The 24,765-nt window shown below is 70.7% G+C and carries 20 protein-coding genes; 15 read left to right on the top strand and 5 right to left on the bottom strand.

The genetic code is table 11. The features are described 5' to 3' along the window. The first annotated feature begins 124 nt into the window (after positions 1–124). A complete protein-coding gene (locus WBG79_RS04325; protein WP_337355875.1) occupies positions 125–1,081 on the top strand; it encodes an aldo/keto reductase in 957 nt (318 codons plus the stop codon). A gap of 6 nt (positions 1,082–1,087) precedes the next feature. On the opposite strand, the gene WBG79_RS04320 is transcribed toward WBG79_RS04325, so the two are convergent. Beyond that, a complete protein-coding gene (locus WBG79_RS04320) occupies positions 1,088–2,062 on the bottom strand; it encodes a diacylglycerol/lipid kinase family protein (RefSeq protein WP_337355874.1) in 975 nt (324 codons plus the stop codon). A gap of 35 nt (positions 2,063–2,097) precedes the next feature. Next, positions 2,098–2,457: a hypothetical protein gene (locus WBG79_RS04315; protein WP_337355873.1), complete on the bottom strand. Its 360-nt coding sequence runs from the start codon at positions 2,455–2,457 to the stop codon at positions 2,098–2,100. Between the two features lie 150 nt (positions 2,458–2,607). Between WBG79_RS04315 and WBG79_RS04310 the strand changes: the two genes are divergently transcribed. Then, the gene (locus WBG79_RS04310; RefSeq protein ID WP_337355872.1) at positions 2,608–2,772 is read left to right on the top strand and encodes a DUF1328 domain-containing protein; all 165 of its coding nucleotides are present in this window, start codon (positions 2,608–2,610) and stop codon (positions 2,770–2,772) included. Positions 2,773–2,829: 57 nt separating this feature from the next. Here the strand turns inward: WBG79_RS04310 and WBG79_RS04305 are convergent, their stop codons facing one another. After that, positions 2,830–3,147 (bottom strand): hypothetical protein, encoded by a 318-nt coding sequence (locus WBG79_RS04305; protein WP_337355871.1) that lies wholly within the window; start codon positions 3,145–3,147, stop codon positions 2,830–2,832. 370 nt (positions 3,148–3,517) lie between these two features. Between WBG79_RS04305 and WBG79_RS04300 the strand changes: the two genes are divergently transcribed. From WBG79_RS04300 to WBG79_RS04250, 11 genes are all read left to right on the top strand, one after another. Further along, on the top strand, positions 3,518–3,838 hold the full coding sequence (locus tag WBG79_RS04300; protein WP_337355870.1) for a hypothetical protein: 321 nt from the start codon (positions 3,518–3,520) through the stop codon (positions 3,836–3,838). Between the two features lie 232 nt (positions 3,839–4,070). After that, a complete protein-coding gene (locus WBG79_RS04295; RefSeq protein ID WP_337357884.1) occupies positions 4,071–6,548 on the top strand; it encodes a glycogen/starch/alpha-glucan phosphorylase in 2,478 nt (825 codons plus the stop codon). 7 nt (positions 6,549–6,555) lie between these two features. Next, complete coding sequence (glgB, locus tag WBG79_RS04290; protein WP_337355869.1) at positions 6,556–8,757, top strand: 1,4-alpha-glucan branching protein GlgB; 2,202 nt, start codon at positions 6,556–6,558, stop codon at positions 8,755–8,757. Between the two features lie 117 nt (positions 8,758–8,874). Beyond that, positions 8,875–10,143 (top strand): glucose-1-phosphate adenylyltransferase, encoded by a 1,269-nt coding sequence (glgC, locus tag WBG79_RS04285; RefSeq protein ID WP_337355868.1) that lies wholly within the window; start codon positions 8,875–8,877, stop codon positions 10,141–10,143. 3 nt (positions 10,144–10,146) lie between these two features. Continuing rightward, complete coding sequence (glgA, locus tag WBG79_RS04280; RefSeq protein ID WP_337355867.1) at positions 10,147–11,595, top strand: glycogen synthase GlgA; 1,449 nt, start codon at positions 10,147–10,149, stop codon at positions 11,593–11,595. Between the two features lie 15 nt (positions 11,596–11,610). Further along, on the top strand, positions 11,611–13,239 hold the full coding sequence (locus WBG79_RS04275) for an alpha-D-glucose phosphate-specific phosphoglucomutase (protein ID WP_337355866.1): 1,629 nt from the start codon (positions 11,611–11,613) through the stop codon (positions 13,237–13,239). 211 nt (positions 13,240–13,450) lie between these two features. Continuing rightward, positions 13,451–17,713, top strand: coding sequence for a glycogen debranching protein GlgX (glgX, locus tag WBG79_RS04270; RefSeq protein ID WP_337355865.1), 4,263 nt, complete (start codon positions 13,451–13,453; stop codon positions 17,711–17,713). 26 nt (positions 17,714–17,739) lie between these two features. After that, complete coding sequence (locus tag WBG79_RS04265; RefSeq protein WP_337355864.1) at positions 17,740–18,855, top strand: mandelate racemase/muconate lactonizing enzyme family protein; 1,116 nt, start codon at positions 17,740–17,742, stop codon at positions 18,853–18,855. Between the two features lie 122 nt (positions 18,856–18,977). Next, positions 18,978–20,456, top strand: coding sequence for an aldehyde dehydrogenase family protein (locus tag WBG79_RS04260; RefSeq protein ID WP_337355863.1), 1,479 nt, complete (start codon positions 18,978–18,980; stop codon positions 20,454–20,456). A gap of 168 nt (positions 20,457–20,624) precedes the next feature. Further along, positions 20,625–21,056 carry a hypothetical protein gene (locus tag WBG79_RS04255; protein WP_337355862.1) on the top strand — a complete coding sequence of 144 codons (432 nt, stop codon included), beginning with the start codon at positions 20,625–20,627 and terminating at the stop codon, positions 21,054–21,056. Next, a complete protein-coding gene (locus WBG79_RS04250) occupies positions 21,049–21,426 on the top strand; it encodes a hypothetical protein (RefSeq protein WP_337355861.1) in 378 nt (125 codons plus the stop codon). Before WBG79_RS04255 ends, WBG79_RS04250 begins: the two co-directional genes overlap by 8 nt. Before the next feature lie 32 nt (positions 21,427–21,458). Here the strand turns inward: WBG79_RS04250 and WBG79_RS04245 are convergent, their stop codons facing one another. Both WBG79_RS04245 and infC read right to left on the bottom strand, forming a co-directional pair. Then, the gene (locus WBG79_RS04245) at positions 21,459–22,001 is read right to left on the bottom strand and encodes a putative glycolipid-binding domain-containing protein (protein WP_337355860.1); all 543 of its coding nucleotides are present in this window, start codon (positions 21,999–22,001) and stop codon (positions 21,459–21,461) included. A gap of 97 nt (positions 22,002–22,098) precedes the next feature. After that, a complete protein-coding gene (gene infC / locus WBG79_RS04240) occupies positions 22,099–22,638 on the bottom strand; it encodes a translation initiation factor IF-3 (RefSeq protein WP_337357883.1) in 540 nt (179 codons plus the stop codon). Positions 22,639–22,975: 337 nt separating this feature from the next. Here infC and WBG79_RS04235 point away from each other — a divergent pair, with 337 nt between their 5' ends. Continuing rightward, positions 22,976–23,803 (top strand): ABC transporter ATP-binding protein, encoded by an 828-nt coding sequence (locus WBG79_RS04235; RefSeq protein WP_337355859.1) that lies wholly within the window; start codon positions 22,976–22,978, stop codon positions 23,801–23,803. Then, complete coding sequence (locus WBG79_RS04230) at positions 23,793–24,758, top strand: ABC transporter permease (protein WP_337355858.1); 966 nt, start codon at positions 23,793–23,795, stop codon at positions 24,756–24,758. The genes WBG79_RS04235 and WBG79_RS04230 overlap by 11 nt, the downstream gene beginning before the upstream one ends. The last annotated feature ends 7 nt before the right edge of the window (positions 24,759–24,765 follow it).

Raw genomic sequence — 24,765 nt, 5'->3', positions numbered from 1 at the left:
GGGGTCCGTCGCGGCGATTCGGATCGAGGATTGTATCGGACGGGGAGGCGCAATGCGCGGGCCGGACTTGCCCCCGCCCGCAGGGGGTCTACCTTCGGGCCCGGCATGGACACGGAGGGACGTCATGGAGATGCGGCGACTGGGGCGGTCGGACCTGATGGTCTCGCCGCTGTGTTTCGGGGGCAACGTGTTCGGCTGGACGGCGGACGCGGCGACGTCCTTCTCGCTTCTCGACCGCTTCGTCGAGCTCGGCGGCAACTTCATCGACACGGCGGACGTCTACTCGACCTGGGTGCCGGGGAACCAGGGCGGCGAATCGGAGACCATCATCGGCACGTGGCTGAAGAAGCGCGGCGGGCGCGACCGGCTCGTGATCGCCACCAAGGTCGGTTCGGACATGGGCGGCGGGCGCAAGGGGCTGAAGCCGGTCTATATCCGCCAGGCGGTCGAGGATTCGCTCCGGCGTCTGCAGACCGACCATATCGACCTCTACCAGTCGCACCGGGACGATCTGGAGACGCCCCAGGAGGCGACGCTGGAGGCCTACGCGAAACTGATCGAGCAGGGCAAGGTCCGGTTCGTCGGCGCCTCGAATTTCACCGCGGAACGGCTGACCGAGGCCCTGCGGCTGGCGGACGGCACCGGCCTGCCGCGGTACGAGAGCCTGCAGCCGGAGTACAACCTCTATGCCCGGCAGGGCTACGAGGAGACGCTGGAACCGATCTGCCGGGAGCAGGAGGTGGGCGTCATCGGCTACTTCAGCCTGGCGAGCGGGTTCCTGAGCGGGAAATACCGCTCCGAGGCGGACGCGTCCCTGAGCCCGCGCGGGCCGAACATCGTCAAGAAATATCTCGACGCGCGCGGCAAGCGGATCCTCGCGGCGCTCGACGCGGTGGCGCGGCGGCGCGGCGGGACGATGACGCAGGTCGCGCTTGCGTGGTTGATGGCGCGGCCGGGCGTGACCTCCCCGATCGCCAGTGCCACCTCGATCCCGCAGCTCGACGAACTGGTGGGCGCCGCCGCGCTGGCGCTGGACGCCGAGTCCATCGCGGAGCTCGACGCGGCGAGCGCCTGGGCCTGAGGCGCCTCAGGCGCTCTTGGACGGGCGCAGCACATTGAGCGCGCCGGGGACGATCTCAACCTCGAGCGGCAGGGACCAGTCCACCGCCTCGCCGTCGATCGACAGGCGGAGCACGGGTCGGTGGGCCATGATGCTCACCCGGCGCGCGCGCGCAAAGCCGTTCCACGGGTTCGAGCGCCAGCGGCCGGCCAGCGCCAGCAGGGTGAACATCAGGAAGTCGGTCGCCCGGCGGCTGCGGGTGGCGTAGACGGCAAGGCGTCCGCCCTGCGGGTCGGCCGGGACCGGGGCGACCGCGGGGGTCTCGGCGAGTTCGTTGACGGTGACGGCGACGTTTGAAAAGGCGCCCGACAGGCGCTCCCTGTCGGCATGGATGGCGAGCCGCACCTGGGGCGGGTCCGACAGGGCCGACACGAAGGCGCGCGCGCCGGCCAGCATCTTGCCCCAGCGGCTCCCGTAGTCGTGCGCCTCGCGCAGGCGGATGATGCGCGGGTGGGCGCCGATCGTGACGTGGTGCAGGAACCAGCGGTCGCCGATGCGGCCGACATCGATCGCCTCGACGGAGGCGGTGGCGAGGCTGTCGAGCGTGCCGTCGAGGGTGGGCGTGAAGCCGTTGAGGCGGGCGAAGAGGTTGAAGGTTCCGAGCGGCAGAACCGCGACCGGCTTGCCGGTTCGGATGGCGTGGCTGGCGGCGGTCGACGCCGTCCCGTCCCCGCCCCCGACCACCACGAGATCGACGGCGGCATCGTCGAAGACCCGCTCCACGGCGGTCGCGAGGCCGGCACCTTGGACGGCCTCGAAGAGCACCACGGTGCCGATCGGCGCCAGGGCTTCGCGGATGCGCGTCTCAAGGGCGGCCGGGTCCCAGGTGCGGGCGGTCCCGGCCTCCGGATTGACCAGGACGGCCATCCGGCGCGAGGCCGCCTCCCCGGACGAAGGGACGGTGGCCCGGGCCGCGGGCTGGTCGGCCGGGGGCGGAGCCATCGTGCCCTCCTGGGGCGAGGCGCCGGGGCCCGGGCTCAGCGGTGGCTGCCCGGGCGTCCGACGGCGAGGCCGAGGGTAAAGCCGATCAGGGCCGCGAGGCCGATGGCCGCCATCGGATGGCGGGCGACTCGGTCGGCGACTTCGCCCGCCCCGCTTTCGGCCCGCTCCGAGGCGTCAGCCCAGGCGCGGCGGGCCTGCTTGCGGCCGCGGTTCAGGTAGCTGTCGACCAGCCCGCCGAGGGCCGTGAGGCCGCGCTCGGCTTCGGCCATGGGCGCGCCGAGGCGCGACCCCGCCGCGTCGGCGGCCGTCTCGGCGATGCGGGCGAGGCTCGCCCGGATGGTCTTCATCTCGTCTTCGAGCGTCGAGTCGAGTGCCTTCGATCCGGTGCGCAGCATGGCTTTCGTCCCCGATGGTGATCTTCGCGTCGATACGGGAAACGCACTCGGGGCCGTCAAGGTTCCGGTCGAGCTTGCCCCTTCGCCCTGCAACTAAAGCGCGGGCTTCAGCGTTTTCACTTCACATCCCTGGATGGAGGAGTGATCGTCATGCTGTACTGGACGCTCGTCTTTCTCGTCATCGCGCTCATCGCCGGCGCCCTCGGCTTCGGCGGCATCGCCAACGCGTCGGCGGGCATCGCACGCATTCTCTTCGGGATCTTCATCGTCCTGTTCGTCGTTACGCTCGTGTTCGGACTGATCGGCGTAGCGTGATCGGCAAACGACGAGAGGCGCCCCTCGGGACGCCTCTCGTCCGTTCAGCAGGTCCGATCAGCGGATCTTGATCTTCACGTCCGGGCTGTCCCGATAGCCCTCGCGGATGACGACGCCCGAGCGGCGGACGCAGCTGTAGCCGTTCCAGTGCGAGTAGGCCCCGCAGGCGCGGACGACCGGGGCCGGGCGGAGCGCGTAGCCGGGGCGCTTCATGCGGACGCAGTCGCCGTGGCGGTTGCAGTAGAGCGCGACCGACTCGGCGCGACCCTGGCCGGCTTCGGCGCCCAGCGGGTTACCGCCGAGCGGAAGGGCGCCCGCGGGGGTCGCGGCGGCGGCACCGACCAGCACGGCGGCGGCGAGAAGAAGATTACGCATGGGTTCTACTCCTTGGTCTCTAGTCCGATCTCTTTGTGAAAGTCCCGAACCCCTGCAGTTGTTCCATGGCGACGGTCCTGTTTACGCCTGCACGCGGGGCACGGGCGTCAGAGTCGCTTTGACGTACGATCGCTCTTTCGCAGGTGAACCGCGACATCGCTCGCGGCCCCCGAGCCAACCTCTTCCCGTCGATAAAGGACTGCGCCCGGATCGGTGCGCGCCTATACAGGGCGCTGCGCCGGATATCCGGTCGAACAGCCGAGCTATGCTGAAGGAGACCCGCGGATCTTCGGGCGACTCACCGATCGGGCGGAACCACTCCCGGAACGAGACGTTGTCGGTGCATTCCGGACAACGTGGGAGACACACCATGCGTAGCTTCATGATCGCCGCAGTTTCGGCTGCCGCTCTCTTCGCCCTCCCGACCATCGCGTCGGCCCAGAACATGCAGAACAACGCCGCCGGCGGCGTGGCCGCCGGTGCGACCGCGGGTGCGATCGGCGGCGCCATCGTGGGCGGCCCGATCGGTGCCGCGGCCGGCGCCGTGATCGGCGGGACGGTCGGCGGTGCGGCCGGCGCGGCCTCCGAGCCGAACCGCGTCTATGTGGCCCCGCAGCCGGGCGTCGTGGTCGATCGCGACTGCGTGCAGGACCCGGCGGGCCGCGTGACCTGCGTCGAGCGCGTGCGCTGACGAACCCGGCCAGGACCGTCGCGTGACGGCGGTCACCAGGCCTCGAGACGAGCGGGCGGATCCCCATCCGGGGGTCCGCCCGCTCGCGTTCACCGGCCGCCAAGGCTTGCGCCGCTCCCCCGGTAGGGCTCAAATGCCGTCTTTCCGGTCCGCGCGGGCGGGACCGCCGGGCGTCCGGCGGCGCTCCGGGCGGCCGTGGAGGGGCGACGTGACGGACTCGACGACGACGATCATGGAACGGGACCCTGCCGAAACAGCGGTTCCGGCAGCGGCAGAGACGGCCGACGTGGTGGCCCTGCGGGCCGCCATACTCGACAAGATGACCTATGTGGTCGGCAAGCATGCCGAGCACGCGAGCGATCGGGACTGGTTCGTGGCGACCGCCACGGCGGTCCGCGACCGGCTGGTCGATCGCTGGACGGAGACGCGGGACGAGATCTGGCGCAAGCACACGAAGCGGGTCTACTACCTCAGCCTCGAGTTCCTGATCGGTCGGCTCCTGTTCGACGCGATGAGCAATCTCTGCATGGTCGAGCCGGTGCGCGAGGCGCTGGCCGGCCTCGGCGTCGACCTCGACCGGCTGCGCGACATCGAGCCCGACGCGGCGCTCGGCAACGGCGGCCTCGGGCGGCTCGCGGCCTGCTTCATGGAAAGCCTGTCGAGCCTCGGCCTCGCCGCCCACGGCTACGGCATCCGATACGACCACGGGCTGTTCCGCCAGCGGATCAAGGACGGCTGGCAGCTCGAATATCCCGAGACCTGGCTGTCCTTCGGCAACCCTTGGGAATTCCCGCGGCCCGAGTCCAGCTACTCGGTCGGGTTCGGCGGGCGCGTGGAGGCGATCCAACGGCCGGACGGCACGATCCGGCATGTGTGGCATCCGGCCGAGACCGTCGAGGCGATGGCGTATGACACGCCCATCCCGGGTTGGCGCGGGCGGCACGTCAACACGCTCCGGCTCTGGAGCGCGCGCGCCCCGGACCCCCTGCGGCTCGACGCCTTCAACCGGGGGGACCATGTCGGCGCGCTTGCCGCCCAGGTGAAGGCGGAGGCGATCTCGAAGATCCTCTACCCGAGCGACGCGACGCCCGAGGGGCTCGAACTGCGCCTGCGGCAGGAGTACTTCTTCGTCTCGGCCTCGCTGCAGGACCTCATCAACCGCCACCTGCGCCAGCACGATGCCATGGGGTCGCTCGCCGACATGGCGGCGATCCAGCTCAACGACACGCATCCGGCCATCGGCATCGCCGAGATGATGCGGCTGCTGGTCGACGTGCATCACCTGGAGTGGGAGGAGGCGTGGGGAATCACGTCGCGCACCTTCTCGTACACGAACCACACGCTCCTGCCGGAGGCGCTCGAGACCTGGCCGGTGCCGCTGATGGAGCGGCTTCTGCCCCGCCACATGCAGATCATCTACCTGATCAACGCGCTGCATCTCGACAAGCTCAGGAAGGCCGGTGAGACCTCCAACGAGGTGCTGTCGTCCCTGTCGCTCATCGACGAGCAGAGCGGCCGGCGCGTGCGCATGGGGCATCTCGCCTTCATCGGCTCGCACAAGATCAACGGGGTCTCGGCCCTGCACACGGACCTGATGCGCACGACCGTGTTCCGCGAGCTGAACCGCGCCTATCCGGGGCGGATCGTGAACAAGACCAACGGCATCACGTTCCGGCGCTGGCTCTACCAGGCCAATCCGGGGCTGACCGATCTGATCGTGGAGGCCTGCGGGGAGCGCGTGCTCGACCGTACGGAGGACCTGGAAAAGCTCGCCGCCCTGGCGGACGACCGCACGTTCCAGCGCCGCGCCGCGGCGGTGAAGCGGGCCAACAAGGTGGCGCTCGGTCGGGTGATCGCCGAGCAGCTCGGCATCAAGGTCGACCCGGACGCGCTGTTCGACGTGCAGATCAAGCGCATCCACGAATACAAGCGGCAGCTCCTCAACATCCTGGAGACCATCGCGGTCTACGAGGAGATCCGGTCCCAGCCCATGCGCGACTGGATCCCGAGGGTGAAGATCTTCGCCGGCAAGGCGGCGGCGAGCTACCACCAGGCCAAGCTGATCATCAAGCTCGCCAACGACGTCGCCAAGGTGGTGAACGCCGACCCGACGGTGCGCGGGCTCCTCAAGGTGGCGTTCCTGCCGAACTACAATGTCAGCCTGGCGGAAACGATCATCCCCGCGGCGGACCTGTCCGAGCAGATCTCGACGGCCGGCATGGAGGCCTCGGGAACGGGCAACATGAAGCTCGCGCTCAACGGGGCGCTGACGATCGGTACGCTCGACGGGGCCAACGTGGAGATCCGCGAGCGGGTCGGGCCGGAGAACATCTTCATCTTCGGCATGACGGCCGAGGAGGTGGAACAGAGGCGGCGCCAGGGCATCGACAGCCGGGCCGCCATCCAGGCATCGCCGCGGCTGCCGGAGATCCTCGACGCCATCGCGTCGGGCGTCTTCTCACCGGACGACCCCGACCGATACCGGGGGCTCGTGGACGCGATCACGTACCACGACTACTTCATGGTGTCGGCCGACTTCGACGCCTACTACGCGACCCAGCGCAACGTCTACCGGCTCTGGCGCAACCGCGAGGCCTGGATGCGGGCAAGTCTTCTCAACACGGCGCGCATGGGATGGTTCTCCTCCGACCGGGCGATCACCGAGTACGCTCGCGAGATCTGGAACGTGGCACTCGACCAGCAGACATGAGGACCGCATGACCCAGGCATGGCAGGCCGACCCCGACGACGTCACAGCCATCGTGGAGGCCCGCCATGCGGACCCGTTCGCCGTGCTCGGGCTGCACAGGACCACGGCGGGCAGCGTGGTGCGCGCCTTCGTTCCCCATGCGGAGACGCTGACGGTCGTGCCCGACGACGGCGGGCCGGTCACGTCGTTGGTGCGGCGGCACGAGGCCGGGTTCTTCGAGGGCGGCATCCCGGCGGCGACGGGGCGTTTCGGCTACCGCCTGCGCGCCGCCAATCCGGGCGGGACCTGGGAGTTGCGCGACCCCTACGCATTCGGGCCGGTGCTCGGGCCGCTCGACGACCATCTGCTCGTGGAGGGCACGCATCGCCGCCTTTGGGAGCGGCTCGGGGCGCACCCGATGGAGCACGAGGGGGCGGCCGGCACGCAGTTCGCCGTCTGGGCGCCGAACGCCCGGCGCGTTTCGGTGGTGGGCGACTTCAACGGCTGGGACGGCCGCCGGCACCAGATGCGCAAGCGGGTCGATTCCGGGCTCTGGGAGATTTTCGCCCCCGAGGTCGGGCCCGGGACCAACTACAAGTACGAGATCATCGGCCGGGACGGCACGCTTCTGCCGCTGAAGGCCGACCCGTTCGGCTTCGCCAGCGAGATGCGGCCCTCGACCGCCTCGGTGGTCGCCGACCCCGCCCCGTTCCCGTGGACCGACCGGGACTACCTGGAGGCACGGTCGCAGGGCGACCCGCGGCGCAAGCCAATGTCGGCCTACGAGGTGCATCTCGGCTCCTGGCAGCGGCGGGAGGATGGCTCGTTCCTCTCCTGGGACGAGATCGCGGACCGCCTCGTCCCTTATGTGACGGAGCTGGGGTTCACGCATATCGAGCTCCTGCCGGTCTCCGAGCACCCGCTCGACGCGTCCTGGGGCTACCAGCCGATCGGGCTCTTCGCGCCGACCGCCCGCTTCGGCACGCCGGACGGCTTCGCGCGCTTCGTCGACCGGGCGCATGCGGCCGGTATCGGCATCATCCTCGACTGGGTGCCGGCGCATTTCCCGACCGACGTGCACGGGCTGGCGCAGTTCGACGGCGGGCCGCTCTACGAGCATGCCGACCCGCGGCGCGGCTTCCACCCCGACTGGAACACGGCGATCTACGACTTCGGGCGGCGCGAAGTGGCCAACGTGCTGGCCGCCAACGCGCTCTACTGGCTCGACCGCTTCCATGTGGACGGGCTGCGCGTCGACGCGGTCGCGTCCATGCTCTACCTGGACTACTCGCGTCGGGCCGGAGAATGGCTGCCCAACCCGGACGGGTCCAACGACAACCGGGACGCGGTCGCGTTCCTGCGGCGGGTCAACGAACTCGTCTACGGCACCTATCCGGGGACGGCGACGATCGCGGAGGAATCGACCGCGTGGTCGGGCGTCTCCGCGCCGGCCTATGCGGGCGGCCTCGGCTTCGGCTTCAAGTGGAACATGGGGTGGATGCACGACACCCTCGCGTACATGAGCGAGGATCCGGTGCACCGCCGCTGGCACCACGACAAGCTCACCTTCGGCCTCCTCTACGCCTTCTCGGAAAACTTCGTGCTGCCGCTCAGCCACGACGAGGTGGTGCACGGGAAGCGGTCGATCATCGGCCGGATGCCGGGCGACGAGTGGCAGCGCTTCGCCAACGCGCGGGCCTACTACGGCTTCATGTGGGCGCATCCGGGCAAGAAGCTCCTCTTCATGGGCTCGGAGTTCGGCCAGACGCGGGAGTGGAACTTCGAAGCCGGCCTCGAATGGTGGCTGCTCGACCATGCCCCGCACCGCGGGCTCCTGCAGCTCATCCGCGACCTGAACCGGGCCTACCGGGAGATCCCCGCCCTGCACGCGCGCGACAACGAGCCGGCGGGCTTCCGCTGGATCGTCGCCGACGACCGCGACCAGTCCGTGTACGCCTGGCTCCGGCTCGGCGACCGACACGACTGCCCGGTGGCGGTCGTTTCGAACTTCACGCCGGTGCCGCGCGAGCGCTACCGCATCGGCCTGCCCTTCCCGGGGCGCTGGCGGGAGGTGCTGAACACCGATTCCGAGATCTACGGCGGCTCGGGGACGGGCAACCAGGGCGGGGTGGTGGCCGAGCCGGTTCCCTCGCACGGCTTCCCGGCCTCGGCGGAGGTCGTCGCCCCGCCGCTCGCCACCGTCTACTTCGAATTCTGCCCGGAGGGCTGACGCCGCAAAGCCGGGCATGACAAAGCGAACATGCCCCGGCTACAGTCGAGGCAGAGTTCGAACCAGCCTGTACAATCCGGCGTTACGACCGGGACAAGACGAGCAAGGAGGAACGCCATGTCGGTGAAGCCGAGTTCCGGGGGTCCCCTGTCGCGAACCGCCATGGCGTATGTGCTCGCCGGAGGACGCGGAAGCCGGCTGGTCGAGCTGACCGACCGACGGGCCAAGCCGGCGGTCTACTTCGGCGGCAAGTCGCGCATCATCGATTTCGCCCTGTCGAACGCGCTCAACTCGGGCATCCGCCGCATCGGGGTCGCGACCCAGTACAAGGCGCACAGCCTGATCCGGCACCTCCAGCGCGGCTGGAACTTCTTCCGCCCCGAACGCAACGAAAGCTTCGACATCCTGCCGGCGAGCCAGCGCGTGTCCGAGGACCACTGGTACGAGGGCACCGCGGACGCGGTCTACCAGAACATCGACATCATCCAGGACTACGAGCCTCGCCACATCGTCATCCTGGCCGGCGACCACGTTTACAAGCAGGACTACGAGCTGATGCTGCAGCAGCACTGCGAGCAGGAGGCCGACGTCACTGTCGGCTGCCTGGAGGTGCCGCGCAAGGAGGCGACCGGCTTCGGCGTCATGCACGTGGACGAGACCGACCGCATCGTCGACTTCGTGGAGAAGCCGAAGGACCCGCCCGCCATGCCGGGTCGGCCCGACATGGCGCTCGCCTCCATGGGCATCTACGTGTTCGACACCAAGTTCCTGTTCGACCAGTTGCGCCGGGACGCGGCGACGCCGGGGTCGAGCCGCGACTTCGGCAAGGACATCGTCCCCTACATCGTCAAGAACGGGAAGGCGATCGCCCACCACTTCTCGCGGTCCTGCGTGCGTTCCTCCAAGGAGGCGCAGCCCTATTGGCGCGACGTCGGCACGCTCGACGCCTATTGGGAGGCCAACATCGACCTCACCGACGTGGTGCCGGACCTCGACCTCTACGACAGCGGCTGGCCGATCTGGACCTATGGCGAGATCACGCCGCCGGCGAAATTCGTGCATGACGAGGACGGACGGCGCGGGCAGGCGGTGTCGTCGCTCGTCTCGGGCGGCTGCATCGTCTCGGGCGCGTCGCTGCGCCGGTCTCTGCTCTTCACGGGGGTCCGGATCAACTCCTACTCGGCGGTCGAGAACGCCGTGATCCTTCCCTATGTGAACGTCGGCCGCTCGTCGCGGCTGACCAACGTGGTGGTCGACCGCGGCGTGGTCATCCCGGAGGGCCTCGTCGTGGGCGAGGATCCGGAGCTCGACGCCAAGCGGTTCCGGCGCACCGAGAAGGGGATCTGCCTCATCACCCAGCCCATGATCGACCGGCTGGACGCCTGAGCCATGGTGAAGGTCCTCTCGGTCGCCTCCGAGATCTATCCCCTCGTGAAGACCGGCGGGCTCGCCGACGTGGCGGGCGCGCTGCCGCTCGCCCTGGCGGCGGAGGGCGTCGCGGTGACGAGCCTCGTGCCGGGCTACCCGGCGGTGACGGCGGCGCTCGAGGGCGGGCGCGCGGTCCTGACGCTCCCCGACCTCTTCGGCGGCCCCGCCCGGCTGGTGGCGGGCACGGCCGCCGGCCTCGACCTCCTGGTCCTCGACGCGCCGCACCTCTACGACCGCCCGGGCAACCCTTACGTCGGCGCGGACGGGCGCGACTGGCCCGACAACGCCGTCCGGTTCGCGGCCCTGTCGCGCGCTGCGGCGCTCGTCGGGCTCGGGGAGGCGGAGGGCGCCCGCCCCGACGTGGTGCACGCGCACGACTGGCAGGCGGGGCTCGCGGCGGCCTATCTCGCGTATGACGGCCGACCTCGGCCCGGCACCGTCATCACGGTCCACAACCTCGCCTTCCAGGGGCAGTATCCGCGGACGCTGATGGAGCCGCTCGGACTGCCCGAGCGGGCGTGGAGCGTCGACGGGGTCGAGTACTACGGCCATATCGGCTACCTGAAGGCCGGGCTGCAGCTTTCCGACCGGATCACCACCGTGTCGCCGAGCTACGCGGCCGAGATCCGCACGGCGGAAGGCGGCATGGGCCTCGACGGGCTGCTGCGGGCGCGCACCGAGGTGTTGCACGGCATCCTCAACGGCATCGACGACCGGGTCTGGGATCCGGCCACCGACCCCCTGATCCCGGCCACCTACGACGCGCGCCGCCCGGCACGGCGGCGGCTCGACAAGGCCGCCCTGCAGGAGCGCTTCGGGCTCGCGAAGGATCCGGACGCGATCCTGTTCGGAGTCATAAGCCGGCTCACCTGGCAGAAGGGCCTCGACATCCTGCTCGCGTCCGCCGGAACGCTCCTGCAGGCGGGCGGGCAACTCGTCGTGCTCGGCACGGGCGAGCCGGCGCTCGAGCAGGGCTTCGCGGCGCTGGCCGACGCCCATCCGGACCGCATCGGCTGCCGCATCGGCTACGACGAGGCGCTCGCGCACCTGATCCAGGCCGGGTCGGACGCCCTCGTGGTGCCGTCGCGCTTCGAGCCTTGCGGGCTGACGCAGCTCTGCGCGCTGCGCTACGGGGCGGTGCCGGTGGTGGCGCGGGTCGGCGGGCTCGCCGACACGATCGTGGACGCCAACGAGATGGCGCGGGCGGCCGGAGCCGGCACGGGATTCCAGTTCTCGCCCGTCAACCCGGACATGCTGTCCGCCGCCATCCTGCGCGCCGCCGCGGTGCATCGCGACCGCGAGGCCTGGCAGGCGCTCGTGAAGAACGGCATGAAGACCGACGTTTCCTGGCGCCGCCCGGCGGCGCATTATGCCCGGCTCTACCGCGACCTCGTCGCGGCCCGGTCCTGACGGAGTTTCCACCCGATGATCCGCCGCATCCCGACGAAGCCCTACGAGGGGCAGAAGCCCGGCACCTCCGGTCTGCGCAAGAAGGTGCCGGTGTTCCAGCAGCCGAACTACGTGGAGAACTTCGTCCAGTCGATCGTGGACAGCCTCGAGGGGCTGGCCGGCCAGACCCTGGTGGTCGGCGGCGACGGCCGCTACTACAACCGCGAGGCGATCCAGGCCGTCATCCGGATCGCGGCGGCGGCGGGCTTCGGGCGCATCCTGATCGGGCGCGGCGGCATCCTGTCGACCCCGGCGGCCTCCAACCTGATCCGCAAGCGCGGGGCCTTCGGGGGGATCGTGCTGTCGGCGAGCCACAACCCGGGCGGCCCGGACGGCGACTTCGGCATCAAGTACAACGTCTCGAACGGCGGGCCGGCGCCCGAGAAGGTCACGGACGCGATCTTCGCGCGAACGAAGAGTATCGACGAGATCCGGATGGTCGACGCGCCCGACGTCGACCTCGACCGGATCGGCGAGGTCCAGGTCGGCGACTGCAAGGTCGAGATCGTCGACCCGGTCGCCGACTACCAGGCCCTCATGCAGACGCTCTTCGACTTCGACCGGATCCGCGGCCTGTTCGCGGCCGGCTTCCGCATGAAGTTCGACGCCATGTCGGCCGTCACCGGGCCCTACGCGCAGGCGATCCTGGAGCGCACCCTCGGCGCGCCGGCGGGAACGGTGCTGAACGGGACGCCGGAGCCGGACTTCGGCGGCCACCATCCGGACCCCAACCTCGTGCACGCCAAGGCGATCTACGACCTGGCCATGGCGGACGACGGCCCGGACTTCTGCGCGGCCTCGGACGGCGACGGCGACCGCAACCTGATCATCGGCCACGGCCGTTTCGTGACCCCGTCCGACAGCCTGGCGATCCTCGCCGCCAACGCGCACCTGGCGCCGGGCTACGCCAAGGGGATCGCGGGCATCGCCCGCTCCATGCCGACCAGCCGGGCGGCGGACCGGGTGGCGGAGAAGATGGGCCTGCCGGTCTTCGAGACGCCGACGGGCTGGAAGTTCTTCGGCAACCTGCTCGACGCCGGCATGGTGACGATCTGCGGCGAGGAATCCGCCGGCACCGGGTCCGACCACGTGCGCGAGAAGGACGGGCTCTGGGCCGTGCTTCTGTGGCTCGACATCATCGCGGCGCGGCGCCAGTCGGTTGCCGAGATCGTGCGCGAGCACTGGGCGACCTACGGGCGCAACTACTATGCCCGGCACGACTACGAGGAGGTCGAGGCGGAAGGGGCGAACGCCCTCATGGCGCACCTGCGCGCCTCGCTCGGCACGCTGCCCGGCCAGCGCTTCGGGGCGCTGACGATCGCCGAGGCGGACGACTTCGCCTACCACGACCCGGTCGACGGCTCGGACTCGAAGAACCAGGGCATCCGGGTGATGTTCGAGGACGGCTCGCGCATCGTCTATCGGCTGTCCGGCACGGGCACGGCGGGGGCCACGCTGCGGGTCTATATCGAGCGCTTCGAGCCGGAGGTCTCCCGGCAGACGCTCGAGACCGGCACGGCGCTCGCCGACCTGATCGCCCTGTCGCGCCAGCTCGCCCTCATCGAGCAGCACACCGGCAGGCAGGAGCCGTCCGTCATCACCTGACAGGCGCCCTCCGCCCGAGGCCCGCTGCCGACGCACGGGAACGCCGCCCCGGCCGCATCCCTGGGGAGACGCCGACGCAGCGCTGCCGCGGGATCGATCGGCTCGGCCGGCTGTTCGGAAGGGGCGCCGAGCGCGCTCCGTCGCGGGGCGCCAACCGCGCCCCGCGCGGGCCTGCCCACGGTACGTGCCCGCCTCTCCACGGAGCTTTCGCATGGTCCGACCGCCGCCCTCGTCCCCTGAGCCCCTCGGCGTCACGCTGCGCGAGGGTGGGGCGAACGTGGCCGTGGTCTCGGCCCATGGGAGCCGGGTGACGCTCTGCCTCTTCGACGAGCGCGACCGGGAGACCGCCCGAATCCCGCTCCCCGAGCGGACCGGTGACGTCCACCACGGCTTCGTGCCGGGGATCGCGGCGGGCCAACGCTACGGACTGCGCGTGGAGGGGCCCTGGGCCCCGGCCGAGGGTCACCGGTTCAACCCGTCCAAGCTGCTGGTCGACCCCTGGGCGACGCGGCTCGACCGGCCCTTCCGGCTCGACGACCTCCTGTTCGACCGTCGCGAGACCGGCGCGACCGAGGACGAGCGCGACAGCGCGCCGGCCGTGCCGAAGGCCCTCGTCGGGGCGCCGGTGCATCGTCCGGCCGCGGTCCGCCCGGCGCTCCACTGGGAGGGACTGGTCGTCTACGAGCTGCACGTGCGCGGCTTCACCAAGCTCCATCCGGCGGTTCCGCCCGAGGCGCGCGGCACCTTCTCGGGGCTCGCCCATCCGGACGTGATCGAGCATCTGGTCAGGCTCGGCGTCACGGCGGTGGAGATCATGCCCGCCAACGCCTGGATCGACGAGCGGCACCTGCCGCCGCTCGGGCTCGCCAACTACTGGGGCTACAACCCCCTCGCCTACCTCGCCCCCGATCCGCGGCTCGCGCCCGGCGGCTGGGACGAGGTGCGCGGCGCGGTCGCGGCGCTGCAGGCGGCCGGCATCGCGGTCCTGGTCGACGTGGTGCTGAACCATACCGGCGAGAGCGACCGTTGGGGGCCGACGGTCTCGTTCCGCGGGCTCGACAACGCCACCTGGTACCGGCTCGACCCGGCGGATCCCGCCGCCTATGTCAACGACGCGGGCTGCGGCAACGTGCTGGCGCTGGACCGGCCGACGGTCATCCGCCTCGCCATGGACTCGCTTCGGCAGTGGGCGCTGAGGGCCGGGGTCGACGGGTTCCGGTACGACCTTGCCGCCACCCTCGGCCGCTGCGCGCATGGGTTCGACCCCGAGGCGCCGCTCTTCGCGGCGATCGGACAGGATCCGGTCCTGCGGGATCTCGTCCATATCGCCGAGCCCTGGGACATCGGCCCCGGAGGGCACCGGCTCGGCGCCTTCCCGGCCGGCTGGGGCGAATGGAACGACCGCTTCCGGGACACGGTCCGGCGCTTCTGGCGGGGCGATGCGGGCCGGATCGGCGACATGGCGACCCGCTTCGCGGGCTCGGCCGACATCTTCGGGCCGCGGCACCGGCCGGTGTCGCGGAGCCTCAACTTCGTCACCGCCCACGACGGTTTCACGCTCGCCGACCTCGTCGCCTTCACCTCCAAGCGCAACCACGGCAACGGGGAGGAGAACCGCGACGGCACGGACGAGAACTACGCCTGGAACAACGGCGCGGAGGGCCCGTCGGACGACCCGGCCGTGCGCGCCGCCCGGGGGGCGGACGTGCGGGCCCTGCTGGCGACGCTGTTCCTGTCGCGCGGGACGCCGATGATTTCGATGGGCGACGAGCTCGGGCGCAGCCAGGGCGGCAACAACAACGCCTATGCGCAGGACAATCCGGTCTCGTGGCTCGACTGGGCGTCGGCCGATCACGACCTCGCCGCCACCGTGGCCGCGCTCGTGCGCCTCAGGCGCGAGACGCCGGCGCTCACGGACGAGCGGCCGCTGACGGGCGGGCCGCTCGACGGAAGCGGCATTCCGGACGTGGACTGGCTGACGCCGTCCGGCACGTCCATGCGCCCGGCGGACTGGCACGATCCGGAGAACCGGACCCTGATCGCCGCCCTCCACCGGCCGGCGACGGACGAGGAACCGGCGAGCCGGGCCGTGGTGGTGCTCCATGCCGGGCGCACCCCGACCTCGGTCCGGCTGCCTCAGCCCGGGGACGGCCGGGGATGGCGGCGGGCCTTCGACAGCGCGCGACCGGAAACCCGGGGTACGGAGGCCGGGGCCGCGGCGGACATGACGGCCGAAGTGGCCCCCGTGCAGGCCCGCTCGGTCGTCGCCTTCGTGGAGGAGGCGGCGCGCGGGGCGGGGGGCGGCCGCGGGCCGGCCGATCCGGCCGCGCTCGACCGGCTCGCCACGGCGGGGGGCCTGGCGCTCGACTGGTGGGACATCGACGGCAACAATCACCGTGTCCCGGACGACACCAAGCGGGCGCTGCTGGCGGCGCTGCGGCTTCCGGCCGGCACCAGCGGCGAGGCGCGTGACAGCCTCCGCGCGCTCGCGGAGGACCGCGACCTGCGCCTCCTCCCCCATGCGACGCTCGCCCGCGAGGGCGTGGCGCCGCGGCTCCGCCTGGGGCCCGGGCTCGCGGGACGGGCCGTCGACCTCGTCGTCGGACTGGAGGACGGGGAGCAGCGGCTGGTGCGGATCCGGCCCGGTGAGGGCGCGGAGGGGACCACGACGGCGGCGGACGGAAGGCCGACGCGGGTGCGGACGGTGGACCTGCCGGTGCTGCCCGCCGGGCGCCACAGCATCCACCTCGCCGACAGCCCCGGCATGGCCGGGCACGTGACCGTCGCGCCCGCCACCTGCTGGCTGCCGCAGGACCTCGCGGAGGGACGCCGGCTGTTCGGCGTCGCCGCGCATCTCTACACGCTGCGGCGCGCCGGCGATCAGGGCATCGGCGACTTCACCACCCTCGCGCGGCTCGCCCGGGAGGCGGGTCGGGCCGGGGCGGCGGTGGCCGGGCTCAACCCGATGCACGCGCTCTTCGACCAGGACCGGTCCCGCACCAGCCCCTACAGCCCGTCCGACCGGCGGTTCCTCGACCCGATCTACATCGACGTCGCCGACCTGCCGAGGGGCGCCATGGGCCCTGCCGTGGAGCACGCCCTGGCCGTGGAGGACCCTGTGCTCCGGGCTTTGTCCGCGGGCCGGGCGGTCGACTATCCGACCGTCTGGGCGGCCAAGAAGCGCGTTCTGTCGCACGCCTTCATGATCTTCGAGACGGTCAGCGCCGAGCGCGGACGGGTCGACGGGGAGTCCCCGCCGCTGCCGCTCGCCTTCGAGGCCTTCGTGGCGCGCGGCGGCGAGGCTCTGCGGCGCTTCGCCCTCTATGAGACGATCGCGGAACTGCGGCGCGAGACGGACTGGCGGCGCTGGCCGGCCGAGCTCGCCCACCCGGCCGCGCCGGGAATCGCGGACGTCGCCACCCGGCACGCCACCCGCGTGCGCTTTTCGATGTTCCTGCAGTTCCTCGCGGACCGGCAGCTCGGGGACGCCGCCCGGGCCGCCCGCGACGGCGGCCTGCGGCTCGGCTTCTACCGCGACCTCGCGGTCGGCTGCGCGCCGGACGGAGCCGAGGCCTGGTCGGAGCAGGACCGCCTGGCGCAGGGCGTTTCGGTCGGCGCGCCGCCCGATCCCTTCTCGGCCGCCGGACAGGTGTGGAACCTGCCCGCGCCGGACCCGCGGGCGATGGCGCGGGACGGCTTCCGTGGTTTCGGCGCCATGCTGGCGGCCAACATGGCGCATGCCGGCGCGCTGCGGATCGATCACGTGCTGGGCCTGAAGCGCCTGTTCCTGGTGCCCGACGGGGCGACCGGGGCGGAGGGGGCCTATGTGGCGATGCCGTTCGACGACCTCGTCGGGCAGGTGGCGCTGGAGAGCCGGCGCGCGGAGACGCTGGTGGTCGGGGAGGATCTCGGGACGGTTCCGGAGGGCTTCCGCGAACGGCTCGACGAGGCCGGGCTGCTGTCCTACCGGGTGCTGTGGTTCGAACGCCGCCAGGACGGCTTCGTGCCACCGGAGCGGTATCCCCGGAAGGCCGCCGCCTGCGTCTCGACCCACGACCTGGCGACCCTCGCCGGATGGTGGGGCGGGGCGGACATCGACGAGGATGTGCAGCTCGGCCGGCTCGACGCGGACGGCGCCGTCCGGGCCCGCGAGGCCCGGACGCGCGACCGCACGGTGCTCGTCGGGGCGCTCGCCGCCGAGGGGCTGATCGAGCCCGAGGCTGCCTCCCGGGCCGACTTCGGTCCGGAGCTCGCCGCCGCCGTGCACGCCTTCGTGGCCCGCACGCCAAGCCTCCTCGCGCTGGTCCAGGCCGACGACCTGGCGGGCGAGACGGAGGCCGTCAACCTGCCGGGCACCGATCGCGAGCGCAGCAACTGGAGCCGCCGGCTGGAGCCCGACGTCACGTCGCTCTTCGACGGCCCGCTCGCACGTGCCATCCTGGGCGCCATGCGGGGCCGGTCGGCGGCCAGCTAGGCACTTCAGGACAGGGAGGACGCGGCATGGCCCGCATCGAGCACGTCGAGATCCGCATGGTCGACCTTCCGCCGAAGGTGAAGCGGACGGATGCGATCCAGAGCTTCGTCAGCCAGGAGACGCCGATCGTCACCATCACGGACGCGGACGGGGCCAGCGGGACGGGCTACAGCTACACGATCGGGACCGGCGGATCGTCGGTGATGCGGCTCCTCTCCGACCACCTGGTGCCCCGCATACTCGGCCAAGACGCCGACCGGGTGGAGGCGATCTGGCGCGACCTCGAATACGCCACCCACGCCACCACCATCGGGGCGATCACGGCGCTCGCGCTCGCGGCGATCGACACGGCCCTCTGGGATCTCAGGGCGCGCAAGCAGGGCCTGCCGCTCTGGGTGCTGGCAGGCGGGGCTAAGGACCGGGCGCCGCTCTACACGACCGAGGGCGGCTGGCTGCACATCGAGCCGGAGGCCCTGGTGGACGACGCGCTGGCGGCCCGGTCCGCGGGCTTCCGCGGCTCGAAGATCAAGATCGGGCGGCCTCACGTGTCGGAGGACCTCGCGCGGCTCTCGGCGGTGCGCCGGGCGGTCGGTGACGGGTTCGAGATCATGACGGACGCCAACCAGGGATTCTTGGTCGACGAGGCGATCCGGCGGGCGGGCCGCTTCGGCGAGCTCGACCTCGCCTGGATCGAGGAGCCGCTGCCGGCGGACGACGTCGAAGGGCACGTGCGGCTGGCGCGGTCGACCGCGACGCCGATCGCGGTCGGGGAGAGTCTCTACTCGATCCGGCATTTCCGGGACTACATGGCGCGGGGGGCCTGCTCGGTCGTGCAGGTCGACGTGGCGCGGATCGGCGGGATCACGCCGTGGCTCAAGGTGGCGCACGCGGCGGAGGCCTTCGACCTTCCCGTTTCGCCGCACTTCCTCATGGAGTTGCACGTGAGCCTGGTCTGCGCCGTGCCGAACGGCAAGTATGTCGAATACATCCCTCAGCTTGAGGACCTGACCACCGAGGGGATGCGGGTGGAGGACGGGATGGCGGTGCCTTCGAGCGCGCCGGGGCTCGGCATCGCCTGGGACCGGGCGGCAGTCGAGCGCCGCAGCCTTCCCGCCTTCACGAGGACCTTCACGGCCGCATGACGGACCGGCGCGGATCCGAGGCCGGCCGGGCTTGACACCCCGCGCATTCCTCCGAGGATACGCGCCAACGATAACCGGAACGACCGCCCCTCGGGCGGCCAGAACGCGAAGAGGACGACGCCATGACCGAGGCCGCCCGCAACTTCATCGCCGGCGAATGGATCGCCGCCGCTGAGGTCCACCCGGACGTCAACCCGTCCAACACGAACGACGTGGTGGGCCAGTTCCCGCGCGCCACGGCGGCCGACACCGAGCGGGCCATCGAGGCGGCGCGCGCGGCGTTTCCGAAGTGGTCGCGGACGACGCCGCAGGAGCGCTACGAGATCCTGAAGAAGATCTCGGACGAGATCCTGGCCCGCAAGGACGAGCTCGGCCGCATCCTGTCGCGAGAGGAGGGCAAGACCCTGCCGGAGGGCGTCGGCGAGACGGTCAGGGCCGGGCAGATCTTCGCCTTCTTCGCCGGCGAATGCCTGAGGCTCGGCGGCGAGGCGATCCCGTCGGTGCGGCCGGGGGTGGGCGTGGAGGTCACGCGCGAGCCGATCGGCGTCGTCGGCATGATCACGCCCTGGAACTTCCCGATCGCGATCCCGGCCTGGAAGATCGCCCCGGCGCTCGCCTACGGCAACTGCATCGTGTTCAAGCCGGCCGAGCTGGTGCCGGCGACCGCCCACGCGCTCGCCGAGATCATCGTCCGCTCCGGCATCCCGGCCGGGGTCTTCAACCTGGTCCAGGGCCGCGGCTCGGTGGTCGGCGAGACGATCCTGCGCTCGCCGAAGATCGACGCCGTGACCTTCACCGGGTCGGTGCCGACGGGGCGCAAGGTGGCGCAGGCGGCGATCGAGTCCACGCCGATGAAGAAGATCCAGCTGGAGATGGGCGGCAAGAACCCGCTCGTGATCCTCGACGACGCGGACCTGAAGGTCGCGGTCGAATGCGCGGTCAACGGCGCCTTCTTCTCGACCGGCCAGCGCTGCACCGCCTCCTCGCGCCTGATCGTGACCGAGCGGATCCACGACCGGTTCCTGGACGCCATGAGCGAGCGCCTGCGCGGGCTCGTCGTCGACGACGCCCTCAAGGCCGGCACCCACATCGGCCCGGTGGTGGACGAAGGGCAGCTCGAGCAGGACATGAAATACGTCGCCATCGGCAAGGACGAGGGCGCGCGGCTGGTGCTCGGCGGGGAGCGGCTGAACCGGGAGAGCCCGGGCTTCTACATGGCCCCGGCGCTCTTCGCGGACGTCGACAACAGCATGCGGATCGCCCGCGAGGAGATCTTCGGGCCGGTCGCCACCGTGATCCGGGCGAAGGGCTACGACGAGGCGCTCGCCATCGCGAACGACACGGAGTTCGGCCTGTCCTCGGGCATCTGCACGACGAGCCTGAAATACGCCCAGCACTTCAAGCGCAACGCCGAGGCCGGCATGGTGATGGTCAACCTGCCGACCGCCGGCGTCGACTATCACGTCCCCTTCGGCGGCCGGAAGGGCTCCTCCTACGGCCCCCGCGAGCAGGGTGCCTACGCGCGCGAGTTCTACACGACCGTGAAGACCGCCTACAGCTTCTCCGACGTCGACCCGCCGAGGCCCGCGGCGAGCGAGTGATCGGCGGGGTCATGATGCGTGTCGACCCGGCCCTGCCGGGTCGACCGATCGGAACACAACTTGATACATTTTAAGATTGTATTTTTGTGTTACTACTCTCTTTCCTTGCAGTTCTCCGGAAACGTGCCTATTCTGCCTCTGCAACCCTGCCTGTTGCCGAGGTTTCGCATGCTGCGTTACGCAAAGGACGACAAGGTCTATATCGTCGAACATCTCGACATGGCACGACTCGTTTCCGCGAAAATCGACCGCATTGCGGCGAAGCTGACGGATACCAAACGTCAGGTCTTCCTGAGGATCGCCCGAGCGCTCTCCGCGGCCGTGCGCTGGAACCTACTGACGGACCATGTCACGTCTGCTCTCACCGGTCCCGAACCGCTGTTGCTCAGGGGAAACATCTACGACCTTCAAGGGAACTTCAACGCCATCCTGCGACGGGCAGAGCGTTGGGTCCGGCGGAACTCGGAGTTCGGCGAGGAAAAAGTCCGGGACTTCGCCCTGGACCTGTTGAAGGCCTCGCGGTCGTTCTGCCGGGTCTTCGACCGGGCAGCGACCTGCTGGAAGTCGGACAGCGAAACCATCGTGACACAGAATGCCTGATCGGACCCTGGCATCCCGAGACGAGGTTGAACGCTTCAAGGTCTATATCGAGATCGCGAAGTATGCGATCTCGATCGTGATCGCTCTCGCCGCGGTCTGCGGCGTCATCCTCAAGAACCTGGCCGGCGCGACCTCTCGCTGGGGCCTGTTCTTCTTCGTGGTCGGCATCGTCGTCAACGTGGTCCTCTACATCGTCGCCCACCGGCTGGTCAGCGAGGCGACGGAGGCAATCACACACGAGGCGACCACAGAACAGCGGGATGCGAAGCTGGCCGGGATCAACCGCTCGACCTATTCGCTCTTCGTCATCATCTTCATTTCTTCTTTGATCTACTGGTCGGTGGCGATCGCTGTCAGCGTCGTCCTCTGACGACCAGGCGGCCGTTGCTGTCCACCGGCCTCTCAGGCCTCGATGCGCTCGCAGCGGCCGGCCCAGGCGGTCACCAGGCCGTCTTCGCCCAGGGTCACGGGGGCTCCGTCCAGCTCGTAGGCGCGGCCGGCCTCGCGGCAGGCGATACGGAGCCGGGCGCGGGTCGGCTCGAGACTCGGGACCGCGATCCGGAGCACCTCGGCGTCCTGCGTCTTGCCGGCCTTCCAGGCCTGGCGGGCGACGGTCGCGACGAAGCCGAGCGGGATGGCGGCGACGTCGATGTCGAGGAGGCCGGAGAATTCCTTGCGCTTCCGGCCCTCCTGGTCGCTCCATTCGCCGTAGCCGTCGTGGCGCAGCGCCAGGGTCGGGCCGCCCAGGACGGTGAGGTGCAGGCTGCGCACCGCAGCCCAGCCGGCGTCGAAGACGATCCGGTAGCGGAGCCCGAAGGCGGTCTCCCCGGCGCCGCCGATGACGACGCCCTCGGCGGTGACGCCGGTCTCGGCGATCTTCAGGCTGAGGTGCTCGAGGCCGCCGTCGGGGGACCGCCAGCGCACCGCGCGGGTCTGGTCCGTCATGGGGCGTGGCCTCCACGGGCCCGGCGCGTGGCCCGGCACCCGGCGGCAGGGGGACGGGCGAGGCCGCCGCCCCGCCCGGGACCCGACAGGCTCCGGCTCACCGGGGCGTCAGGATCATGATCATCTGGCGCCCCTCGAAGCGCGGCTCCGATTCCACCTTGGCGATGTCGCCGAGGTCGGCGCGGACGCGGTCGAGAAGCTGGAAGCCGAGTTCCTGATGCGCCATCTCGCGGCCGCGGAAGCGGAGCGTGATCTTGACCTTGTCGCCTTCCTCGAAGAACCCGCGCGACTGACGCATCTTCACGCCGTAATCGTGGTCGTCGATGTTCGGGCGGAGCTTGATTTCCTTGATCTCGACCACCTTCTGGTTCTTGCGCGCCTCGGCGGCCTTCTTCTGCGCCTGGTACTTGTAGCGGCCGAAATCCAGGATCTTGCAGACGGGCGGCACGGACTGGGGCGCGATCTCGACGAGGTCGAGGCCGGCCTCCTCGGCCATGGTCAGGGCGTCGAAGAAGGCGATCACACCGAGGTTCTTGCCTTCGTCGTCGATGAGCTGAACCTGGGGAACCCCTCGGATTTCCCGGTTGATACGGGGCCCCTCTTTGGGGGGCACGGGCGCGCGGAACGGTCGGCGAATGGTCGTTGACTCCTCTCGACATTGCAAGGTCCGGCAAGTCTGCGTTCCAGGACACGGAAAGCCCCGCGCGCGGAATACGCCGGGGCCGCCGATCCGACTGAAAACAGCACGGTTGCCGGTCGGCAGAAAATCGGATCATTCCCGGCGGAAGTCAACGCCGCCGCCCTGAATTCGGGCACGATGCTTCACAATTTCCGCAAGGCTCCCGCGCGTCCGCCCGAGCTTCCGTCGACAAGCCGCGCAGGCGGCCTTAGATTTCGCCGCGAGCCCGGTTTTTCGGCTTGCACCGTTTTTGTCCGTTTGATCAAATCTCCCCTAGAGGCAGGGACGGCATGGCATGGCGGGCGTCGAGGAGCGGACGGCGGGCGATCGGGCACCGGGGGGCATTCCGCCGGCGGTCGGCACGCGGCGGCTGTCGCTCACCTTCGACACCGCGGACGGGCCCGTCTACGCGCTGAAGGACGTCGACCTCCAGATCATGCCGGGCGAATTCGTGTCGCTGATCGGCCCGTCCGGCTGCGGCAAGACCACGCTCCTGCGCGTCATCGCTGATCTCGAGCAGGCGACCGCCGGCGAGGTCCGGGTGAACGGCTGGTCGCCGCGCGAGGCCCGGGAGAAGCGGCAGTACGGCTACGTGTTCCAGGCCCCCGGCCTCTATCCCTGGCGCACGGTCGAGAAGAACGTGATGCTGCCGCTCGAGATCTTCGGCGTGCCGCGGGCGGAGCGGCGGGCGCGGGCGCTGCGCAATCTCGAACTCGTCAACCTCAAGGGCTTCGAGAAGAAGTATCCCTGGCAGCTCTCCGGCGGGATGCAGCAGCGCGCCTCGATCGCCCGTGCCCTGTCGTTCGACCCGCGGCTCCTGCTCATGGACGAACCCTTCGGAGCGCTCGACGAGATCGTGCGCGACAAGCTCAACGAGCAGCTCCTCCGCCTGTGGCGGGAGACCCGCAAGACGGTCGTGTTCGTGACCCATTCGATCCCCGAGGCGGTGTTCCTGTCGACGCGGATCGTGGTGATGAGCCCGCGGCCGGGGCGCATCATCGACGTCATCGACACCGAGCTGCCGCGCGAGCGGACGCTCGACATCCGCGAGACGCCGGCGTTCCTCAAGGTCGCGCACCGGGTGCGCGAGGGCCTGCGGGCCGGGCATTCCTATGACGACTGAGGCGCTCGCCGGGCCGGATCCGGACGCGAGCCGGGCCAAGGCGCGCCCGGCGGCGCGCGCGCCCGGCAGTACCGTCCCGGTCCTGACCGTCGTGCTCCTGATCCTGGCGGGCTGGTACGTCGCCTGCCTGCCGATGAATGCCGGCCTGCCGGCGATGCCGACGGAGGGCACGCTCCTGGCGCGCTACCAGGCCGCCTGGAGCCTGGAGCGGCCGGTCCTCCCCTCGCCCCATCAGATCGCCCTGGAGCTCAGGACCTCGACCTGCGGGCGGCTCGACGAGGAGCGGCCCCTCCTCGAGGCGTTCTTCGCCTGCGAGATCCGCTGGACGCCGCGCAACCTGCTGTTCCACGCCTGGACGACGCTCTCCTCGACGCTGCTCGGCTTCCTCCTCGGCGCCGTGCTGGGAACGGGGCTCGCCGTCCTCATCGTGCACGTCCGGTCGCTCGAGAAGAGCCTGCTGCCCTGGATCATCGCGTCCCAGACGGTGCCCATCCTGGCGGTGGCGCCGATCGTCATCGTGGTGCTCGGGTCGCTCGGCGTGACGGGCCTCGTCCCGAAGTCGATCATCTCCGCCTATCTCTGCTTCTTCCCGGTGACCATCGGCATGGTGAAGGGGCTGACGTCGCCGGCGGTGATCGACCTCGACCTCATGCGGACCTACAACGCCTCGACGGCGCAAACCTTCTGGAAGCTGCGCTGGCCGGCCTCGCTGCCGTTCCTGTTCGCGAGCCTGAAGGTGGCGGTGGCGATCAGCCTCGTGGGGGCGATCGTGGGCGAGCTGCCGACGGGCGCCCAGGCGGGGCTCGGGGCGCGGCTGCTGACCGGCTCCTACTACGGGCAGACCGTCCAGATCTGGGCCGCCCTCTTCGCCGCCGCGGTCCTGGCGGCGCTGGCGGTGGGGACGGTCGGGCTCGCCGAACGGCTGACGATGCGCGCCATGGGGGGCCGGCCGTGACCGCGTC

The organism is Prosthecomicrobium sp. N25 (assembly GCF_037203705.1).
Classification (GTDB): domain Bacteria; phylum Pseudomonadota; class Alphaproteobacteria; order Rhizobiales; family Ancalomicrobiaceae; genus Prosthecodimorpha.
Note: the sequence above shows the minus strand (reverse complement) of the source record. Positions and strands in the feature narration are given on the sequence as shown.

What these genes read in the sequence shown, in the direction of transcription:
- WBG79_RS04320 (WP_337355874.1), bottom strand. Translation starts at nt 2,062, where the DNA reads ATGGCTCCGCCCCCGGCCGACCAGCCCGCGGCCCGGGCCACCGTCCCT.
- WBG79_RS04250 (WP_337355861.1), top strand. Translation starts at nt 21,049, where the DNA reads ATGCCTGATCGGACCCTGGCATCCCGAGACGAGGTTGAACGCTTCAAG.
- WBG79_RS04325 (WP_337355875.1), top strand. Translation starts at nt 125, where the DNA reads ATGGAGATGCGGCGACTGGGGCGGTCGGACCTGATGGTCTCGCCGCTG.
- WBG79_RS04305 (WP_337355871.1), bottom strand. Translation starts at nt 3,147, where the DNA reads ATGCGTAATCTTCTTCTCGCCGCCGCCGTGCTGGTCGGTGCCGCCGCC.
- WBG79_RS04265 (WP_337355864.1), top strand. Translation starts at nt 17,740, where the DNA reads ATGGCCCGCATCGAGCACGTCGAGATCCGCATGGTCGACCTTCCGCCG.
- glgX (WP_337355865.1), top strand. Translation starts at nt 13,451, where the DNA reads ATGGTCCGACCGCCGCCCTCGTCCCCTGAGCCCCTCGGCGTCACGCTG.
- WBG79_RS04275 (WP_337355866.1), top strand. Translation starts at nt 11,611, where the DNA reads ATGATCCGCCGCATCCCGACGAAGCCCTACGAGGGGCAGAAGCCCGGC.
- WBG79_RS04255 (WP_337355862.1), top strand. Translation starts at nt 20,625, where the DNA reads ATGCTGCGTTACGCAAAGGACGACAAGGTCTATATCGTCGAACATCTC.
- WBG79_RS04295 (WP_337357884.1), top strand. Translation starts at nt 4,071, where the DNA reads ATGGAACGGGACCCTGCCGAAACAGCGGTTCCGGCAGCGGCAGAGACG.
- WBG79_RS04315 (WP_337355873.1), bottom strand. Translation starts at nt 2,457, where the DNA reads ATGCTGCGCACCGGATCGAAGGCACTCGACTCGACGCTCGAAGACGAG.
- WBG79_RS04300 (WP_337355870.1), top strand. Translation starts at nt 3,518, where the DNA reads ATGCGTAGCTTCATGATCGCCGCAGTTTCGGCTGCCGCTCTCTTCGCC.
- glgC (WP_337355868.1), top strand. Translation starts at nt 8,875, where the DNA reads ATGTCGGTGAAGCCGAGTTCCGGGGGTCCCCTGTCGCGAACCGCCATG.
- glgA (WP_337355867.1), top strand. Translation starts at nt 10,147, where the DNA reads ATGGTGAAGGTCCTCTCGGTCGCCTCCGAGATCTATCCCCTCGTGAAG.
- WBG79_RS04235 (WP_337355859.1), top strand. Translation starts at nt 22,976, where the DNA reads ATGGCGGGCGTCGAGGAGCGGACGGCGGGCGATCGGGCACCGGGGGGC.
- WBG79_RS04310 (WP_337355872.1), top strand. Translation starts at nt 2,608, where the DNA reads ATGCTGTACTGGACGCTCGTCTTTCTCGTCATCGCGCTCATCGCCGGC.
- WBG79_RS04230 (WP_337355858.1), top strand. Translation starts at nt 23,793, where the DNA reads ATGACGACTGAGGCGCTCGCCGGGCCGGATCCGGACGCGAGCCGGGCC.
- glgB (WP_337355869.1), top strand. Translation starts at nt 6,556, where the DNA reads ATGACCCAGGCATGGCAGGCCGACCCCGACGACGTCACAGCCATCGTG.
- WBG79_RS04245 (WP_337355860.1), bottom strand. Translation starts at nt 22,001, where the DNA reads ATGACGGACCAGACCCGCGCGGTGCGCTGGCGGTCCCCCGACGGCGGC.
- WBG79_RS04260 (WP_337355863.1), top strand. Translation starts at nt 18,978, where the DNA reads ATGACCGAGGCCGCCCGCAACTTCATCGCCGGCGAATGGATCGCCGCC.